The 14479-nt window shown below is 69.3% G+C and carries 12 protein-coding genes; 7 read left to right on the top strand and 5 right to left on the bottom strand.

The genetic code is table 11. From position 1 onward, the window contains the following. Positions 1-24: 24 nt before the first annotated feature. Positions 25-1257 (bottom strand): arginine deiminase, encoded by a 1233-nt coding sequence (locus ABD893_RS08120; protein WP_345078085.1) that lies wholly within the window; start codon positions 1255-1257, stop codon positions 25-27. 200 nt (positions 1258-1457) lie between these two features. On the opposite strand from ABD893_RS08120, the gene ABD893_RS08115 reads away from it, so the two are divergent. Both ABD893_RS08115 and ABD893_RS08110 read left to right on the top strand, forming a co-directional pair. After that, positions 1458-2303, top strand: a complete 846-nt coding sequence (locus ABD893_RS08115) for an aldo/keto reductase (RefSeq protein ID WP_345078082.1) — start codon at positions 1458-1460, stop codon at positions 2301-2303. Continuing rightward, entirely contained in the window at positions 2300-3079 is a 780-nt protein-coding gene (locus ABD893_RS08110) for an SIR2 family NAD-dependent protein deacylase (RefSeq protein WP_345078080.1), read from the top strand. The genes ABD893_RS08115 and ABD893_RS08110 overlap by 4 nt, the downstream gene beginning before the upstream one ends. A gap of 87 nt (positions 3080-3166) precedes the next feature. Here the strand turns inward: ABD893_RS08110 and epsC are convergent, their stop codons facing one another. Together epsC and cysK are read right to left on the bottom strand one after the other, a co-directional pair. Beyond that, entirely contained in the window at positions 3167-3754 is a 588-nt protein-coding gene (gene epsC, locus ABD893_RS08105) for a serine O-acetyltransferase EpsC (protein ID WP_345078077.1), read from the bottom strand. A gap of 14 nt (positions 3755-3768) precedes the next feature. After that, complete coding sequence (gene cysK, locus ABD893_RS08100) at positions 3769-4698, bottom strand: cysteine synthase A (protein WP_345078074.1); 930 nt, start codon at positions 4696-4698, stop codon at positions 3769-3771. Between the two features lie 198 nt (positions 4699-4896). On the opposite strand from cysK, the gene ABD893_RS08095 reads away from it, so the two are divergent. Both ABD893_RS08095 and ABD893_RS08090 read left to right on the top strand, forming a co-directional pair. Beyond that, the gene (locus ABD893_RS08095) at positions 4897-6534 is read left to right on the top strand and encodes a DUF5129 domain-containing protein (protein ID WP_345078071.1); all 1638 of its coding nucleotides are present in this window, start codon (positions 4897-4899) and stop codon (positions 6532-6534) included. 123 nt (positions 6535-6657) lie between these two features. Beyond that, complete coding sequence (locus tag ABD893_RS08090; RefSeq protein ID WP_345078068.1) at positions 6658-8235, top strand: DUF5129 domain-containing protein; 1578 nt, start codon at positions 6658-6660, stop codon at positions 8233-8235. A 59-nt stretch (positions 8236-8294) separates the two neighbouring features. On the opposite strand, the gene trpS is transcribed toward ABD893_RS08090, so the two are convergent. Together trpS and ABD893_RS08080 are read right to left on the bottom strand one after the other, a co-directional pair. After that, positions 8295-9371 carry a tryptophan--tRNA ligase gene (trpS, locus tag ABD893_RS08085; protein WP_345078065.1) on the bottom strand — a complete coding sequence of 359 codons (1077 nt, stop codon included), beginning with the start codon at positions 9369-9371 and terminating at the stop codon, positions 8295-8297. Beyond that, positions 9368-10387 (bottom strand): LacI family DNA-binding transcriptional regulator, encoded by a 1020-nt coding sequence (locus ABD893_RS08080; RefSeq protein WP_345078062.1) that lies wholly within the window; start codon positions 10385-10387, stop codon positions 9368-9370. Before ABD893_RS08080 ends, trpS begins: the two co-directional genes overlap by 4 nt. 160 nt (positions 10388-10547) lie before the next feature. On the opposite strand from ABD893_RS08080, the gene ABD893_RS08075 reads away from it, so the two are divergent. From ABD893_RS08075 to ABD893_RS08065, 3 genes are all read left to right on the top strand, one after another. Then, complete coding sequence (locus tag ABD893_RS08075; protein ID WP_345078057.1) at positions 10548-11822, top strand: sugar ABC transporter substrate-binding protein; 1275 nt, start codon at positions 10548-10550, stop codon at positions 11820-11822. Between the two features lie 116 nt (positions 11823-11938). Continuing rightward, complete coding sequence (locus ABD893_RS08070) at positions 11939-13516, top strand: ABC transporter permease subunit (RefSeq protein WP_345078054.1); 1578 nt, start codon at positions 11939-11941, stop codon at positions 13514-13516. A 20-nt stretch (positions 13517-13536) separates the two neighbouring features. Then, positions 13537-14457, top strand: coding sequence for a sugar ABC transporter permease (locus tag ABD893_RS08065; protein ID WP_345078051.1), 921 nt, complete (start codon positions 13537-13539; stop codon positions 14455-14457). Positions 14458-14479: the final 22 nt, after the last annotated feature.

The raw sequence follows: 14479 nt of genomic DNA, 5'->3' as shown, positions 1-14479 counted from the left end.
GGCGTCGCCCGCCCGGCTGAGCGCTCAGCCGCGAGCGACCGGGCAGCTCATGCAGCGCGGACCGCCGCGCCCGCGCCCCAGCTCGTCCCCGGCGAACTCGAGCACCTCGACGCCCTGTCCCCGCAGGTACTCGTTGGTCGACGCGGCACGCTCGTAGGCGACGACCTTCCCCGGGGCCAGAGCCAGCACGTTGCAGCCGTCGTCCCACTGCTCCCTGGCTGCGGCGTAGGCGTCCAGCGGAGGGGTGAGCACCCGCAGCGAGGGGACACCGAGCCCCCGCGCGAGCACCTGGTCCATCTCGTCGGCCGGCCTGGCCCTGGAGACCAAACGGTCCCCCGGGCGCTCGATCTCGAAGGTCTCCAGCGCCTCGAGCTGCCCGAACCGCAGCATCGACTCCTCATCCACGACAGTGGTCACGGTGTCCAAGTGCATCATCGAGCGGCGATGCGGAAGGGCGATCGCGACCACCCGCTCCACCGATCCGTCGGCCAGCAGATCCGCAGCGAGCCGCTCGACGCCGACCGCGCTGGTGCGCTCGGACATGCCGACGGCGACCACGCGTGGTGACAGCATCATCACGTCACCTCCCTCGACGGTCGCGGCCCCAGCGCCGTCCCGGCCGACGACACGCCGGGGTGCGGAGGCTCCGGCGAACTGCGGATGGTGACGGTAGATCAGCTCCAGGTGCAGACTCTCGCGGCGCCTGGCGGGATGGCGCATCGGACTGACCGAGACCACGTCTCCGATCCACGCGGAGGAGTCTCGGGTGAACATGTGGTTGGGCAGCGGGTCCAGGACCAGGTGCTCCTCCCCCGCTCGGTGCAGGGCGATCGAGCGCGGGCTCACCCCCAGAGCGCCGAGCTCTCCGACGGTGATGCCTCCGATGAGCACCTCGACCAGCGGTCCGGGAGCGAGATCGGCGAGGGCCTCGTGGAGGTCCTGCACGGCGATGTCACCGAGGATCGCCGGGTCCAGGGCGCGCTGCAGCAGCTCCTGGCGGACAGCGGGATCGTCCAGCAGGTCGGTGAGCAGCAGCGTCAGCTCGAGCACTTCGACACCCTCACCGCGCAGCAGGTCGGTGAACTGCCGGTGCTGCGCCCGGGCCCGGTCGAGCCAGAGCACCTCGTCGAACAGCAGGCCTTCCCGGGAATCGGGAGTGAGCCGTTCGAGCTCGGAACCCGGCGCGTGGACGATCACGCGGCGCAGCGGCGAGATCTCGTCGTGCACCCCGATCGATAGCTCTGCTGCCACTGCCATGTGTGCTCCTCGCTCGTCGCCTGCGCACCCTCGACGGTGAGGGCGCGTCCACTCTGCGGTGCGTGCACGCTAACAGAGTGGAGTGCACCCACTGGGCGATCCGGTGGGGGTGGCACCCTTTTCGGGCGACCGACGTGCACCGACGGCTCGGCGGTGGCTACGCTGGCGGGGTCTGCATCCGCTCTCCCCTGGAGGACCCAGTGACTGCTCCCGCGCTGTCCATCCCGACCACGACCCTCGCCGACGGCACCGCGTTCCCGCTGATCGGGTTCGGCACTTCCAGCATGAAGGGCGTCGAGGGCGCCCACGCGATCGGGGCGGCGCTGCGCTCGGGCTACCGGCTCATCGACTCCGCGGCCCAGTACGGCAACGAGGCCGCCGTCGGGCAGGGCCTGCGGGACAGCGGCATCGACCCCGACGACGCCGTGGTGACCACCAAGGTCGCCGGCGGCGACCAGGGCCGTGAAGCTGCCCGCGAGGGATATCTCGGCTCGCTGCGGCGGCTGGGCCTGGACCGTGCCGCGCTGGTGCTCATCCACTGGCCGAACCCCTCCCGCGGTCTGGCTCTGGACACGTGGCGCACCCTGATCGACCTCAAGGAGGAGGGGAAGGCCCTGCACATCGGGGTCTCGAACTTCCAGCCCGAGCAGCTCCAGGAGCTGATCGACGCGACCGGAGTGACTCCCGAGGTGAACCAGATCCAGCTCTCTCCCGCTCTGGCGCGCCCGGAGGCGGTCGCCTTCCACCGCGAGCACGGCATCGTCACCCAGGCCTGGGGACCGCTGGGGGGCCGCGAGGGGCTCGCCGCGCAGTTCGCGCTGCAGAAGGTCGCGACCAAGCACGGGGTGGAGCCGTCGCAGGTCTCTCTGCGCTGGGCGATCGACCAGGACATCGTGGTGATCCCGAAGTCGATGAGTCCCGAGCGCCAGCAGGCCAATGCGACGCTGGACGCGATCCAGCTCGATGACGAGGACCGCGCCCTGCTGGCCTCCCTCGATCTGGGAGAGGACGCCGCCTGGGACTCGCGCGAGCACGAGGAGTGGTGACCGCAGCCGGCCGCTTCATCCCGGGCCCGGAGCACCGCGAGATCGTCTTCCTCACCGGTTCCGGGATCAGCGCCCGGACGGGGCTCGGCACCTTCCGGGGGCCCGATGGGCTCTGGGCGCTCGAGCCGGAGACCGAGCAGGCGATGCACGCCGAGCTGCTCCCGGACTCGCTGCCGCAGCTGTGGCGGGTTTGGGGGCGGATGGCCCGGATCGCGCTCGAGCACGGTCCCACCCCTGGGCATCGTGCGATCGCGCGCCTCGGAGCACCGGTGATCACCCAGAACATCGACGGGCTGCACCAGGCGGCGGGCAGCGAGGTGGTCGCCGAGCTGCACGGCAGCGCCCTGCGTGCGGTGTGCCTGGACGAGCACTGCTCGTGGACGAAGCTGCTCGAACCGGGGGACGGTTCCCGGCCCACGGATCACGGGGTGCCCGCGACATGTCCGCAGTGCGGGGCCCCACCGCGTCCCGATGTGGTGCTCTTCGACGAGCAGCTTCCCCCGGCTGCGCTCCAGCTCGCGATGCAGCTGGCGCAGCGCGCTGATCTGTTCGTCGTCGTCGGGACCAGTGGGGTCGTGTTCCCCTCCGCGCAGCTGGCACCGCTGGCGGCGGCGCACGGCGCGACGACGGTGCTGATCGACATCGATCCGCCCGTCGGCTCCAGCACGCTCTTCGATCACGTCCTCGCCGAGGACGCCCATGAGGTGCTTCCGGAGTGGGAGCGGCGCATCCATCGCGTGGGCGGGACGTCCTTCCTGGACCCGTTCACCGTCTGAGCCGGCCCGCTCACGTCCGGGCACCACAGCACCTGTCGGGGCTCACCCACTTTCGGAGCGCTCAGATCCAGCCCGCTCTCGGATCGCTCAGATCCAGATCGCGGGGTCCATCTGCTCCTCGGGATGGGCGGCACCCGTGCGCACCGTCGCCGGGATGCCGATGGCGGTGGCCTGGGCAGGGACGTCCTTGACGACCACTGCATTGGCCCCGATCTGGGCACCTTCCCCGATCACCACCGGGCCAAGCACCCGGGCGCCGGCACCGATGGTCACGCCGTCCTCGACCGTGGGATGGCGTTTGATGCGTTCCATCGACCGGCCTCCGAGGGTGACCCCGTGGTAGAGCATGACGTCATCGCCCACCTCGGCGGTCTCCCCCACCACCACCCCCATGCCGTGGTCGATGAAGAAGCGCCGTCCGATCGTCGCGCCCGGGTGGATCTCCACCCCGGTGAGCGACCGTGCGCCCTGGGCGAGGACCAGCGCGGGCAGCTTCGCGCCGCTGGTCCAGAGCCGGTGGGCGACTCGATGGGTCCAGATCGCATGCAGCCCCGGAGAGGTCAGCATGATCGACAGATCATCGGTCGCAGCGGGGTCACGGCGATGCGCCGCCGCGAGATCCTCCCGGACCGCCGCGACGGCGACCATCACCCGATCCAACGGGTTCTTCGCCATGTCTGTGCTCCGACTCAGTCTGCGAGCTCGGCGTACAGCGGGGTGGAGAGGTAGCGCTCGCCGAAGGAGGGCACCACCACGACAATTGTCTTCCCGGCGAACTCCTCGCGGGAGCCGACGCGCACCGCCGCCTCGATGGCCGCGCCGGAGGAGATGCCCACCAGCAGGCCCTCGGTCCGGGCCACGGAGCGGGCACGGTCCATCGCGGTCTCCGCGTCGATGTCGATGACCTCGTCGTAGATCTCGCGGTCCAGGATGCTGGGCACGAAGTTCGCGCCGAGGCCCTGGATCTTGTGGGGGCCGGGCTGGCCGCCGTTGAGGATCGCGGACTCCTCGGGCTCGACCGCGATGATCTTCACCTCGGGCTTGCGCTCCTTGAGCACCTGTCCCACACCGCTGATGGTGCCGCCGGTGCCGATACCTGCGACCACGGCATCGACGGTGCCGTCGGTGTCGTTCCAGATCTCTTCCGCGGTGGTGCGGCGGTGGACCTCGACGTTGGCGGGGTTGTCGAACTGGCGCACCTGGACCGCGCCGGTCTCGGCAGCGATCTCCTCCGCCTTCTCGACCGCGCCCTTCATGCCCTTGGGGGCCTCGGTGAGGATCAGCTCGGCACCGTAGGCGCGCAGCAGCATGCGCCGTTCCTTGGACATCGACTCGGGCATGGTGAGGATGACCTTGTAGCCGCGAGAGCTGCCGATCATCGCCAGTGCAATGCCGGTGTTTCCGCTGGTCGCCTCGACGATGGTGCCGCCGGGCTGCAGCTGGCCGGACTTCTCGGCGGCGTCGATCATGGCGACACCGATGCGGTCCTTGACCGAGCTGGCGGGGTTGTAGAACTCGAGCTTGGCGACGATGGTCGCCTTGACCTCGTCTCCCAGGCGGTTCAGCTTCACCAGCGGGGTGCGGCCGACGAGTTCAGAGACGTTCTCATAGATAGGCATGCTGCTCCTTGACGTTGCGTGGCCCGCACGGGCGAGCCCTAAGGTGATCTTGCCCCGATCATAACGGTGTGGGCGGTTCTGGTGCACGACATCGGGGTTCTGGTGCCCGACGCCGTGCGGAACGAGCAGGCGGAGCGGCCAGGTGGAGCAAGTAGAGCGGGTAGAGCGGGTAGAGCGACCGTCATCTACGCTCGGGCCATGCCTTCCGCGCCTCCCTTACAGCCCACCGCTGTCGCTGTTCTTGCGCCTGCTGCCGGTCACTGGATCGCGCAGTGGCGAACTGTCCTCATGGCGTTCTCCATCGCCCTCGTGCTGTCACTGGCGCTCCTCATGACCGGGGGCGCCGCCATCGCGCAGGCCGCGCCTCCCCGCACCGTGACGGTCACAGATCTCAGCGGAGAGGTGGATCCCGACGCGCTCGAGGCTGAGCTCGCAACGGTGGACTTCCGCACCGAAGTGCATCTGGTGGTGCTGGTGCTGGACGTTGCGGAGCTCGGCTTCTCGCCGTCCTCTGACGGGTCACTTGACAGCGCGGTACGGGCCTACGCTGGGGACACGGCCCCGGAGCTGCTCCATTCCAATGGGGTCGGCTATGCCGAGGGCACCGTGATCCTCGCCCTCGACACGACGAATCGCTTTGTCGGCGTCTATGCCGGACAGGACGTGGAACTGCGCGGCGGAGGCCCTGCCGACGTGCAGCAGGCCATGCGCAAGGACGCCCGAGCCGGGAAGTGGGAGCAGGCGCTGCTCGCGGGAGCGGAGACCTATGCCGACCGTCTGAGCCGCCCCTGGTGGCGCGGGGCCGGCGGAATGCTCCTGGCCGCGGTCCTGATCCTTGCCGGAGGCGCTGGCTTGACGCACCTGCTCCGCCTCCGTCGCGGAATTCTGGAGGACGTGGATGAGGCCGATAACCGCCATGCCCAGGTGCTGAGCGCCCGCACCCTCACCGACCGTGCGGCACGCGAGCTTCCCGAGGACTCCGCCTACGCGTATTCCGCACACCGGGCGCATCAGGAGTACACCGCCGGGATCACGACTCTCCAGCAGCTGCGCGATCAGCTCCCGGACACGGGGCAGCGAGGCGCGCTCTGGGGGCTGGTGCCTGCGCAGCAGAAGCTCGGCAGGGAGTATGCACAGACCCTCACCCAGGTCGACGCACTCGGTGACGAGGTCAGGATCTCCAGTGATCTGCTGACCCTGCGAGGCGGATGGCGCGAGCAGTGGGAGAACGAGCTCGAGCCGCTGCACGATTCGCTCGCGGCCCTGCAGGACAACTGCTTCCACTCCCGGAGCATGCCGCGGGCTGAGGCCGAGGCAGCTGCGGCGCTGGTGGACCGCGGACCGCGAATCGCGCAGGAGCTCGACGATCTCACCGCCCGCCTCGACGCCGAGGAGATCACGGCAGATGCCGCTCTGCATCGCCTCGACGAGATCACGCGGCAGCTGAGCGCCGAGGTGGCCGAACTCCGATCAAGGCGCATCAGCCGTCTGGCCGATGACCACGACGAGGAAGGCGTGCTGTGGGACAGTGCCGATGCGCTGGGGGCAGTGCCCTACCGTTCAGTGCGCGAGCGACGCCATACCCGAGAGGCTGCGGGCCGCGGCGAGCAGGACACCTTCTGGAGCATCAGCCCCGTTCGTTGGTACGTGCTCTGGCATGGCGGGTCCTACGCCGCGCTTGCGGATCAGCGTGCCCGGGAGGCGGACCGTGGAGGGTCCGGTTCGCTCCGCTCGGGTCGCGGCAGGGGCGTGCGCACCGGATTCTCCCGCCCCGGTCGCAGAGCGGGCCGGTCCTCAGGCGGGCGGTCCCGTTCAGGGAGCTCGAGCAGGTTCTGACCGTGGCCGGGCGGGCGCCGGATCAGATCCACGGATCACATTCAGGTTCTGGACCGAGGTCCCCCGCTTCTGCCGACCAACGTCGGACGAGGTCGAGCACCTACGTTCCGTACGCTCGCCCCCATGGACTTCTCGCCCGTACCCGCCGTCCCGCACGCGAGCACCCCGGCCGCCGGGGCCGCTGGGGTCCGCTCGATTCCACGAGTGCTCGCCCTGTGCGCGCTGCTCCTGCTCGCGCTCTCCGTCCTGGTCCCGGCACCGGCCCACGCTGTACCACCGAGCACGGTGTCCGTGCTGGACACCACCGGCTCCGTCCAGAAGGCTGCGCTCGAAGACGAACTGGCGGAGGTCGACTTCCGCACCGAGGTGGACCTGGTGGTGCTGGTCCTGGACGTCACGGAGCACGGCTACAGCGCCTCCGAGGACACCGCGCTGAACGACACCGTGCGCGACCATGCCCAGACCTCGGCCCCGGAGCTGCTCTCCCCGGACGGTCAGCACTTCGCCGACGGGACCGTGATCCTCGCCGTGGATCCGGTGGGCCGCTTCCTGGGCACCTACGCCGGTGAGGACGTGAAGCTCAGCGAGGACGAGTTCAACGCGGTGCAGGAGTCGATGACCGAGGATGCCCGGGACGGCCAGTGGAATGCAGCACTGCTCGCCGGGGCCGAGGAGTACGCGGACCTGCTGCAGCGGCCCTGGTGGCAGAAGCCCAGCGCCCTCATCGCTGGCGCGGTCGCGCTGGGCGCCGCGGTCCTTACCGTCGTGAGCCTTGTCGGTCTGCGCCGTGCGGCCCGTCGTCGCGTGGATCAGTCCCTCCCCCGCTACCGGGACGTGCTGGCCAAGCGCGCGCTCACCGATGCCGCCGCGCGCACCATGCCCACCGCCTCTCCCTACGCACAGGCCATGCTGGAGGAACATGAGGAGTACGGGAAGGGGCTCACAGAGGCGGAGAGGCTCCACGCCGAGCTGCCCGCACCGGAGCATCGCCGTTGGAGCTGGGGATTCGCCTCGGCTCATCGCAGACTCGCGAAGGACTTCGAGAACACCGTCAGCCGGCTGGATGACACCGATGACGAGATCATCTCCGCCGCTGATCTGCTGCACCGGATGGGTGACTGGCGAACGGCCTGGCAGCGCGAGCTCGCCCCCCTGCAGGATTCCCTCTCCGGGCTCGAGCAGGTCGTCGCGGAGCGAGAGGAGATGTCGGAAGCGGAGTGGCAGGCTGCCGCGGAGCTGACGGAGCTCGGCGGGGACGTCGCCCGCGAGATCGACACCCTCACCGCCCAGCTCGAGGCCGATCAGATCGATCCCGACTCTGCGCTCGAGCGCCTGGACACCCTGACCCGGGAGCTCTCGGCGGCGGTGATGCGGCTCCAGACCGTGCACATCGCCGAGATCGCCGAGGACGACGGGGAGGCCGAGGTGCTGCGGGAGGCCGCCGACGACGTCGACTTCTCCGAAGATGACGAGTACTCGTCACTGCGGGCGCGGCGCCATCGACGAGAACACGGGAGCGCAGGCGGATCCGCAAGTGATCAGTTCTGGAGCCTCAGCCCCGTGCTGTGGTACTCAAGCTGGCACCACGAGTCGACCTCGGCTCTGGAGACGCACCGCAATCCGCCGTCCTCGAGCGGAGGCAGCACCTCGGGCTACTCCTCGGGAGGCTTCTCCGGCGCAGGCAGCTCGAGCCGCTTCTGACCAGGAGACCGCAGCGGCCGGGGCGGTGAGCCCCGCCCGCTGCGTTGCTCAGATGCAGCTCAGTAGACCATCCCCATGTACTCGCGCACCTTCGACAGGGTCTCCTCCGCCGCGGCGTTCGCCTTCTCGTTGCCGGCGCGGAGAACCTGGAAGAGGTAGCCGGGGTCCTGCTCGAGCTCGGCCCGGCGTGCGCGCAGCGGGGCGAGGTGCTCGTTGAGCGCCTCGGCGGTGAAGATCTTCAGCGTGCCCGCGCCGCCGTCGCCGATCTCCTCGGCGATCGCCTCGGGAGTTCGACCGGTCGCCTGCGCGGCGATGGTCAGCAGGTTCGCGACCTCGGGCCGGCCGTCCGGGTCGAAGGTGATCTGCCGATCCGAGTCGGTCTTGGCCTTCTTGATCTTCTTGAGCGTCTCGTCGGCGCTCATGCGCAGCATCACGGTGTTCCCGCGGGACTTGCTCATCTTGTGCTCGCCGTCCAGGCCCAGGATGGTCGGGGCCTCGGAGAGAAGCGCATCGGGCTCGGGGAAGAACTCCTCGCCCCCGGCGTAGCGCTCGTTGAAGCGGCGGGCGATCACCCTGGTCTGCTCGATGTGGGGCAGCTGGTCCCGGCCCACGGGGACCAGGTTGCCGTGGCAGAACAGGATGTCGGCGGCCTGGTGGACCGGGTAGGTCAGCAGCAGCCCGCCCATGGCGGACTTCCCGGCGGCGCCGAGCTCGGTCTTGACGGTGGGGTTCCGCTCGAGCTCGGGCTGGGTCACCAGCGACAGGAACGGCAGCATCAGCTGGTTCAGCGCGGGCACCGCGGAGTGGGTGAAGATCGTGGAGCGCTCCGGGTCGATGCCCGCCGCGAGGTAGTCGGTCAGCAGCTCGCGGACCGATCCCTTGATGTCCCCGATGACCTCACGGTCGGTGATCACCTGGTAGTCCGCGACGATCAGCCACGTCTCCACCCCTGCGTCCTGCAGTCGCACGCGGTTGCGCAGCGAGCCGAAGTAATGGCCGATGTGCAGCGCGCCTGTGGGGCGGTCGCCGGTGAGCATGCGCAGGCCGGAGGGGTCCGAGACGATCGTGGACCAGATCTCGTCGCTGCGCTTCTGGGCGGTGTCGTAGCTGGTGCGGGTGGTGTTCGGTGCGGTCACCGCTCCATTCTAGCGGCCCCGCCGGGTGCGGCCGCCGTGGAGCCGCGCACGATCAGCTGCGGGCGCACCACCACCTCGGTGCGCGTGGGGCGGCGTGAGTCCTCGCCGCCGCTGAGGGCGGTGCGCACGGCGGCCCGGGCGAGCGATCCGACGGCCTGGCGCACGGTGGTCAGCGGCGGATTGGTCAGCGAGGCCCAGAAGACGTCGTCGTAGCCGGCCACCGAGATGTCGCGCCCGACGCTCAGGCCCAGGGAGCGCACGCCCTCTAGGGCGCCCGCGGCCATCACGTCGGAGCCGCAGACGATCGCAGTCACCCCGCGCGCGACCAGGTCCCGGGCGGCCTCGTAGCCCCCGGCGTAGGAGAAGTCGGTGAAGGAGACCGGCTGGGGGTCCTCCGCCCAGTCAGCGGTGACCGCCTCGAAGGCGCGGAGCTTCTCGCGCACCGGCCAGGTGTGCTCATCGCCCACGGCCAGACCCACGCGCTCGTGGCCGAGCTCCTGGAGGTGGCTCAGCACCGCGCGCACCGCGTGGTCGTCGTCCGTCGAGAGGAAGGCCGCGTCGAGCTCCTCCTGCACGCCGTTGACGAGCACCAGCGGGATCCCGGCGGCGGTCACCTCGCGGTAGTGGTCCAGGGGGCCGCTCTCCTGGGCGTGGTGCCCGGAGACCACGATGATGCCGACCACGCCGCAGCGCAGAAAGCGTTGCAAGATCTCTCGCTCACGCTCGGCGGTCCGCGCCCGCATCGCCACCAGTGTGGAGGCGCCACGCTCGAACAGCTCCGCCTCGATCCGCTCGGCCCAGGAGGTGAAGACCTGGTTGTCGAGGTCGGGGACGAGCACGCCGACCAGCGGCCCGTCCTCCACCTGGCCAGCGTCGACAACGCGCCCCATCCGGCGCGCCACTTCCGTCACTGACCTGCGGGTCGCCTCGTTCACGCCGGAGCGCCCGTTGAGCACGCGGGAGACGGTCGCCTCGCTCACGCCGGCAGCCTTCGCGATATCGATGAGCCGCGCCATCACGCTCTCCCTCCGGACCCCCGGCATCCTCCCCGTGGCCCAATCGTAATCTGCAAGATCTTGCACATTCTTGCACACAGATGGCCTAAGGGTCTACGGTGCTCCCATCAGGCACAGACCTGACAACGGTCGAGAACGACCACGATTCAAAGGAGAAGACGTGCAGATCCGTCGTAAGAGCTTTCTCGCACTGGGTGGCCTCGCAGCTTCCATGACCGTCCTCGCCGCATGCGGCGACGACTCGTCCTCCGGTGGCACCACCGGAGGCGGCGCCTCCGACGGTGGCAGCGTCGAGGCCGGCGGCGACTCCTCCGGCCGCCTGGTGATCTGGGCCGACGAGGAGAAGGCCCCCGCACTCGAGCCCTCCGCCACGGCGTGGGGCGAGGAGAACGGCATCGAGGTCGTCGTCGAGGTTGTCCCCGGTGACGAGCTCCAGAACAACTTCATCACCGCCAACCAGGCCGGAAACGGCCCGGACGTCACCATGGGCGCCCACGACTGGATCGGGAACCTGGTCCAGAACGGCTCCATCGCCCCGGTGCAGCTGCCCTCGGACGTCGGCGACACCATCGCGCCGATCGGCATCGAGGCCGTCACCTACGACGGCCAGACCTACGGCGTGCCCTACGCGGTCGAGACCCTCGCGCTCTACGCGAACCACGACCTCACCGACACCCCCGCCCCCTCCACCTTCGAGGAGCTGATCTCCGCGGCGGAGGCCGGCGGCGCCGAGAACATCCTCTCTCTGCCGATCGGCGAGGAGGGCGACCCGTACCACATGCAGCCCATCTACACCTCGGCCGGCGGCTACCTGTTCGGCAAGGACTCCGAGGGAAGCCTCGACCCCTCCGACCTCGGTGTGGGCGAGGAGGGCTCCCTCGCCGCGGCGGACAAGATCGCCGAGCTCGGCGAGCAGGGCGTGCTGAAGAACTCGATCAACGGCGACAACTCCATCTCGCTGTTCACCGAGGGCAAGTCCGCGTACCTGATCTCGGGTCCGTGGGCCCTGGCCGACGTGCGCGATGCGGGCTTCGAGTTCACCATCTCCCCCATCCCCGGCTTCGAGGGCATGGAGGATGCCGCGCCGTTCGCCGGCGTGAACTCCTTCTACGTCGCCTCCAACGCGGCCAATGCCGGCTTCGCCCAGCAGTTCATGACCGATGTGGCCTCCTCCCCGGATGTCGCCAAGGCCATGTACGAGGCGAACCCTCTGCCCCCGGTGAACCTCGAGCTGCGCGAGGAGATCGCCGCCTCGGACGAACACGTGGTGATCTTCGCCGAGGCCGCCGAGGGGGCCGATCCGATGCCGGCCATCCCCGCGATGGCCGCGATCTGGGGCCCGCTGGGCATCGCCCAGGCCAACATCGTCGGCGGCGCTGACCCGCACTCGACCATGGAGGGGGCGGGCGAGGAGATCGCCACCGCGATCGGCTGACGTCCCCGAGCCGATCGATCGTGCCCGCCGCCCTCGTGGCGGGCACGATCGATCGGCGTCCTCGCCTCCCGCCACCCTGCACTCCGCACTGATCCCCTGAAAGGCACAGTCGCCTCATGACCTCGACGCACGCCCCTGCGCACCGGACGCGGTCCACGTCGGTCCCGGCCGTGGTCACCCGAGTCCTGGTGCTCGGCATCACCCTCGCACTGACGGTGTTCATCGCCCCGGTGCTGATCTCCCAGCAGTCATGGATGTGGCTGACGGTGCTCCTGCTCGCCGCAGCAGGGATCTTCGTCCTCTACTCCACCAAGCGCTTCGTGCCGGGCAAGTACCTGTTCCCGGGCTCGGTCTTCCTCGCCGTCTTCCTGATCCTGCCGATCGCCCTGACGGTCGGCTACTCCTTCACCAACTACGGCGACGGCACCCGCGGCACCAAGGAGCAGGCGGTCGGCTCGATCATCGCGAGCTCGGTGCAGCAGAGCCCCGACGCCCCGCGCTACGCCATGACGGTGGCGACCTCGGGCACCGCGGCCGAGGGCCCCTACGAGCTCTTCCTGGTCGACCCCGATGCCGGCACCGTGCTCAGCGGCGACGCCGAGAACGCGCTCGAGGAGGTCCCCGCCGGGGACGTCACCGTCGTCGACGGCCGCGTCACCGAGGTCGACGGGATGACCGTGCTGAACGCGGGCGAGGTCAACGCCATCTACAACGAGCTGATGGAGCTGGCCGTACCGGTGGACGAGTCCACCGCCGTGCGCCCGCTGGGCGTGAACCAGGCCTTCGTGGGAACCACGGTGCTGCAGTACGACGAGGCTGCGGACGCCATCACGGACACCGCGACCGGTGAGGTGTACACCGTCGGCGTGATAGGCGACGAGGAGTACTTCGTGGATTCCGAGGGCCAGCGGGCCTTCTCCCAGAGCTGGCTGCAGAGCGTGGGCATCTCCAACTACGAGCGGCTGTTCACCAACCCGACCGTGGCCAACCAGTTCGTCTCCGCCTTCGTGTGGACGCTGGTGTTCGCCGCCGGCTCGGTGCTGCTGACCTTCGCGCTCGGTTTCGCCCTCGCTCTGATCCTCAACGATCAGCGCCTCAAGGGCCGCCGCGTCTACCGCTCGATCCTGATCATGCCGTACGCGATCCCCGGCTTCATCTCCCTGCTGGTCTGGTCGAACTTCTACAACCAGGAGTTCGGTCTGATCAACCAGACGCTCGGCCTGAACCTGAACTGGTTCGGAGATCCGACGCTCGCGCAGGCAGCGGTGCTGCTGACGAACCTGTGGATGGGCTTCCCCTATATGTTCATCGTCTCCACCGGCGCCCTGCAGGCGATCCCCGATGAGCTGACGGAGGCCGCCCGCATGGACGGTGCGTCACCTCTGCAGGCCACGTCGAAGATCGTGCTGCCGCTGCTGCTGGTGGCCGTGGCCCCGCTGCTGGTCTCGTCCTTCGCCTTCAACTTCAACAACTTCAACGCGATCGAGCTGCTCACCGGCGGCGGTCCGTTCCCCGACGGTTCGGGTCGTGGTTCCACGGACATCCTGATCTCGATGGTCTACCGCATCGCCTTCGGCGGCTCCGGAGCCGACTTCGGCTTCGCCTCTGCGGTCTCGGTCTGCCTGTTCATCCTCACCGGCGTCCTGGCCGCCATCCAGTTCCGATTCACCAACGTCCTCGAAGACGTCAACTGAGCCCGCGGAAGAGGTCCATCATGAGCTCCACCACTGTTCCGCCCCTCCGCACCTCTGCTCAGCAGGCCGGCGCGAAGCACCGCATGCCCTTCGGTCGCTGGTTCACCGAGATCGGCTGGCGGCACGTCATCGGCGTGCTGGCGGTCATCTTCGCCGTCTTCCCGATCCTGTTCGTCGTCTCCGCCTCGCTGAACCCGAGCGGTTCGCTGACCTCCGCCGGTCTGGTCCCCACCCAGGGCGTCACGCTCGATCACTACGCAGCGATGCTCAGCGGGGAGCGGGCGAACTTCCTGCGCTGGTACCTCAACACGATCATCGTGTGCGGGGTCGTCGCCATCGGTCAGGTGTTCCTGTCCCTGCTGGCCGCCTATGCCTTCAGCCGCTTCCGCTTCCGCGGCCGCCGCGGCGGCATGCTCGCGGTGCTGCTGGTCATGATGTTCCCCGCGATCCTCTCGATGATCGCGGTGTACACGATGATCTCGGACCTCGGCGACGCGGTGCCGATGCTGGGCCTGAACACCCTCGCCGGCTACATCGCGGTGCTGATGGGGGGCGCCTTCGGCCAGGTCTGGCTGATCAAGGGCTTCTTCGACACCATCCCGAAGTCCCTGGACGAGGCCGCGATCATCGACGGCGCCACCCACTGGCAGGCCTTCCGCAAGATCCTGGTCCCCTCGATGACCCCGATCCTGGCGACCACGCTGCTGTTGGCCCTGGTCGGCTCGATGAGCGAGTTCCTGATCGGCTCGATCTTCCTCACCGACGACTCCAAGAAGACCCTCGCCGTGGGCATGTACGGCATGTTCTCCTCGGATCGCTCCAACAATCTGGGCGTCTTCGCCGCCGGCTCGGTCATGGTCATGGTCCCGGTGATCATCCTGTACCAGTTCCTGCAGCGATACATCGTCGGCGGCTCGACCGCCGGCGCCGTCAAGGGCTGACCCGCCCGCCCACCGAACCTCG

Source organism: Brachybacterium paraconglomeratum (assembly GCF_039541415.1).
GTDB classification, from domain to species: domain Bacteria; phylum Actinomycetota; class Actinomycetes; order Actinomycetales; family Dermabacteraceae; genus Brachybacterium; species Brachybacterium paraconglomeratum_A.
This window is presented reverse-complemented; position numbering and strand designations above follow the sequence as displayed.